This is a genomic window from Ramlibacter sp. (assembly GCF_035706265.1).
In the GTDB taxonomy this organism is placed as follows: Bacteria; Pseudomonadota; Gammaproteobacteria; order Burkholderiales; family Burkholderiaceae_C; genus Ramlibacter.
Genome location: NZ_DASSVG010000448.1, coordinates 1 through 3,422, shown reverse-complemented (window position 1 = coordinate 3,422; position 3,422 = coordinate 1). Strand labels below are relative to the sequence as shown.

4 protein-coding genes and 3 tRNA genes are annotated in these 3,422 nt (G+C 67.7%); all 7 read left to right on the top strand.

Annotated features, from left to right (window positions below):
* On the top strand, positions 1 to 982 hold a 982-nt coding region (trpD, locus tag VFM98_RS16035; RefSeq protein WP_325110900.1), incomplete at its 5' end, for an anthranilate phosphoribosyltransferase.
* Between the two features lies 1 nt (position 983).
* Complete coding sequence (gene trpC, locus VFM98_RS16030) at positions 984 to 1,772, top strand: indole-3-glycerol phosphate synthase TrpC (protein ID WP_325110899.1); 789 nt, start codon at positions 984 to 986, stop codon at positions 1,770 to 1,772.
* 79 nt (positions 1,773 to 1,851) lie between these two features.
* Entirely contained in the window at positions 1,852 to 2,568 is a 717-nt protein-coding gene (locus VFM98_RS16025) for a uracil-DNA glycosylase (RefSeq protein WP_414709038.1), read from the top strand.
* Positions 2,569 to 2,659: 91 nt separating this feature from the next.
* A tRNA-Tyr gene (locus VFM98_RS16020) sits at positions 2,660 to 2,745 on the top strand.
* Positions 2,746 to 2,857: 112 nt separating this feature from the next.
* Positions 2,858 to 2,931 (top strand) — tRNA-Gly (locus tag VFM98_RS16015).
* Between the two features lie 33 nt (positions 2,932 to 2,964).
* Positions 2,965 to 3,039 (top strand) — tRNA-Thr (locus tag VFM98_RS16010).
* A 77-nt stretch (positions 3,040 to 3,116) separates the two neighbouring features.
* On the top strand, positions 3,117 to 3,422 hold a 306-nt coding region (locus VFM98_RS16005; protein ID WP_325110898.1), incomplete at its 3' end, for a GTP-binding protein.

Here is a 3,422-nt window from a genome sequence, read left to right as displayed (position 1 = left end):
GGTGATGCGCGAGTTCTCCACCAAGGTGAACGTGGCAGACAAGACGCACCTGGTGGACATCGTCGGCACCGGCGGCGACGGTTCGCACACCTTCAACATCTCCACCTGCTCCATGTTCGTCGCGGCGGCGGCGCAGGTGATGCGCGAGTTCTCCACCAAGGTGCACGTGGCGGACAAGACGCACCTGGTCGACATCGTCGGCACCGGCGGCGACGGCTCGCACACCTTCAACATCTCCACCTGCTCGATGTTCGTGGCGGCCGCGGCGGGCGCCAAGGTCAGCAAGCATGGCGGCCGCAGCGTCTCGAGCAAGAGCGGTAGCGCCGACGTGCTGGAGGCCCTGGGGCTGAACATCAACCTGGGGCCGGAGGCGATCGCCAAGTGCGTCGCCGAGACGGGCATCGGCTTCATGTTCGCGCCCAACCACCATCCGGCGATGAAGAACGTGGCGCCGGTGCGCAAGGAGATGGGCGTGCGCACCATCTTCAACATCCTGGGCCCCCTGACCAATCCGGCGAGCGCGCCCAACATCCTGATGGGCGTGTTCCACCCCGACCTGGTCGGCATCCAGGTGCGCGCGCTGCAGCGCCTGGGCGCCGAGCACGCGCTGGTGGTCTACGGCCGCGACGGCATGGACGAAGTGAGCCTCGGCGCGGCCACCATGGTGGGGGAGCTGAAGAACGGCGAGATCAGCGAGTACGAGATCCACCCGGAGGACTTCGGCATGCCGATGGCGAGCAACCGCTCCTTCAAGGTGCAGACGCCGCAGGAATCGCTGGCGATGATGCGGGACGTGCTGGACAACAAGGCCGGCCCGGCGCGCGACGTGGTGCTGCTCAATGCCGGCGCCGCGCTCTACGCGGCCAACGTGGCGGCCAGCATCCGCGAAGGCATCGACAAGGCGCGCGCGGCCGTCGAAAGCGGTGCCGCCCGCGCCAAGGTGGAGCAGCTGGTGCGCGTGTCGAAGGCGCTGGGCAGCTGAGATGTCGGATATTTTGGAGAAGATCGTCGCGGTCAAGCGCGAGGAAGTCGCCGCCGCGAAGAAGAAGAAATCGCTGGAGGCGATGCGCGAGGATGCGTTCAGCCGGGTGCTGACGCGGGACTTCGAAGGCGCGTTGCGGGGCAAGATCGCTGCCGGGCAGGCCGCCGTGATCGCCGAGATCAAGAAGGCCAGCCCGAGCAAGGGCGTGCTGCGGGAGGACTTCATTCCCGCCGACATCGCCCAGAGCTATGCCGAGCACGGCGCCGCCTGCCTGTCGGTGCTGACGGACCGGCAGTTCTTCCAGGGCCAGCCCGACTACCTGAAGCAGGCCCGTGCCTCCTGCGACCTGCCGGTGCTGCGCAAGGATTTCCTGATCGATCCCTACCAGGTCTACGAGGCCCGGGTGATGGGCGCCGACTGCATCCTGCTGATCGCCGCCTGCCTGGCGGACGCGCAGATGGCGGAGCTGGAGGCCGTCGCGCGCAGCCTGGACATGGCGGTGCTGGTGGAAGTGCACGACGCGGCGGAGCTGCAGCGGGCGCTGAAGCTCAGGACACCCCTGGTGGGCGTGAACAACCGCAACCTGCGCACCTTCGAGGTGAGCCTGGAAACGACGCTGGGCATGCTGCAGGACGTGCCGGCGGAAAAGCTGCTGGTGACCGAGTCGGGCATCCTGAAGCGCGAGGACGTGCAGAAGATGCGCGCTGCCGGCGTGCACGCCTTCCTGGTCGGCGAGGCGTTCATGCGGGCCGAGGACCCGGGCGAGGCGCTGGCCGCGCTGTTCCACTGACGTGGCGAATTCCCGTCGTCCCCGCGCGGGCGGGGCGCCCGGCCAGGCCGCCACGCAGGCCGCGCTGCCCTGGGCGGACCTGGAGCCGCAGGCGCAGCCCCGCCGGCTGCAGGCCTGGACGCCGCAGGAGTGGCCGCTGGCCGAGGGCTGGCGCCCGGCGGTCGAGGAATTCCTCGCCAGCCCGGAAGGCCGGCGGCTGGCCGATTTCATCCAGGCGCGGCTGGCCGCCGGCGCCGTGATCTATCCGCCGCATCCCTTGCGGGCGCTGGAACTCACGCCGCTGTCCAGCGTGCACGCGGTGGTGATCGGGCAGGATCCGTACCACGGCCCCGGGCAGGCCGAAGGGCTGGCGTTCTCGGTCGCCGAGGGCGTGAAGCACCCCCCCTCGCTGCGCAACATCTTCAAGGAGCTGGGCGAGACGCCCGAGAGCGGCTCCCTGATCCGCTGGGCCCGCTCGGGCGTGCTGCTGCTCAATGCCTGCCTGACCGTGGAGGACGGGCAGCCGGCCAGCCATGCGAAGAAGGGCTGGGAGGCGCTCACCGATCGTCTGCTCGGGCTGGTGGCAGCGACAGCTTCGCCGTGCGTGTACCTGCTGTGGGGCGCCCACGCGCAGGCCAAGGCCGACCTGATCCGCGAGCATGCGGCCCAGTACGCGCGCGAGGTGCTGGTGTTGCAGACCAACCATCCCTCGCCCCTGTCGGCGAGCCGCCCGCCCGTGCCCTTCCTGGGCAGCGGGTGTTTTCGAGAGGCGCGGGAGTGGCTGGCCGAGCGGGGCGTCGACGGGGTGTTCGGCTAGCCGTCAGCCTCCCCTCAGCACTTCCGACGGCTGTGCAGGACGGCAGGCCGCCGGCCTGTCCGAACCGTGCTATAGTCCGAGGTTCCTCGCCGGAGGGGTGCCCGAGTGGCTAAAGGGGGCAGACTGTAAATCTGTTGGCTTACGCCTACGTTGGTTCGAATCCAACCTCCTCCACCAGGCTTTCTTCACCGAAAGCTCGGCGAAAGGTCAGTTGATGAGTTTGTGGCAGCAAGGCGTTCGTAGCGGGCGCCCGGGTCGGAAAGCCGAAAGGCCGTTGAGCCACCCCGACGCGGGAGTAGTTCAATGGTAGAACCTTAGCCTTCCAAGCTAATGACGCGGGTTCGATTCCCGTCTCCCGCTCCACGAACGCAGCGACGGCCAGGCAAGAAGAATTTCGCCCATGTGGCTCAGTGGTAGAGCACTCCCTTGGTAAGGGAGAGGTCGCGGGTCCGATTCCCGCCATGGGCACCACGACAGTGGTGCAGGTAGCTGTGGCTGCACCAGTCTCTATTGGGTAGTGATCGTTACTTTTTTCGGAGTCGAAAAAAATGGCAAAAGGCAAATTCGAGCGGACCAAGCCGCACGTCAACGTCGGCACCATCGGCCACGTGGACCATGGCAAGACGACCCTGACGGCAGCGATCACGACCGTGCTGTCGACCAAGTTCGGCGGCGAAGCCAAGGCCTATGACCAGATCGACGCGGCTCCGGAAGAAAAGGCCCGCGGCATCACGATCAACACCGCCCACGTCGAGTACGAGACGGCCAACCGCCACTACGCCCACGTGGACTGCCCCGGCCACGCCGACTACGTGAAGAACATGATCACCGGTGCGGCCCAGATGGACGGCGCC

Excerpts from the sequence above, each read along its gene's own strand:
- trpC (WP_325110899.1), top strand. The coding sequence starts at position 984 with ATGTCGGATATTTTGGAGAAGATCGTCGCGGTCAAGCGCGAGGAAGTC.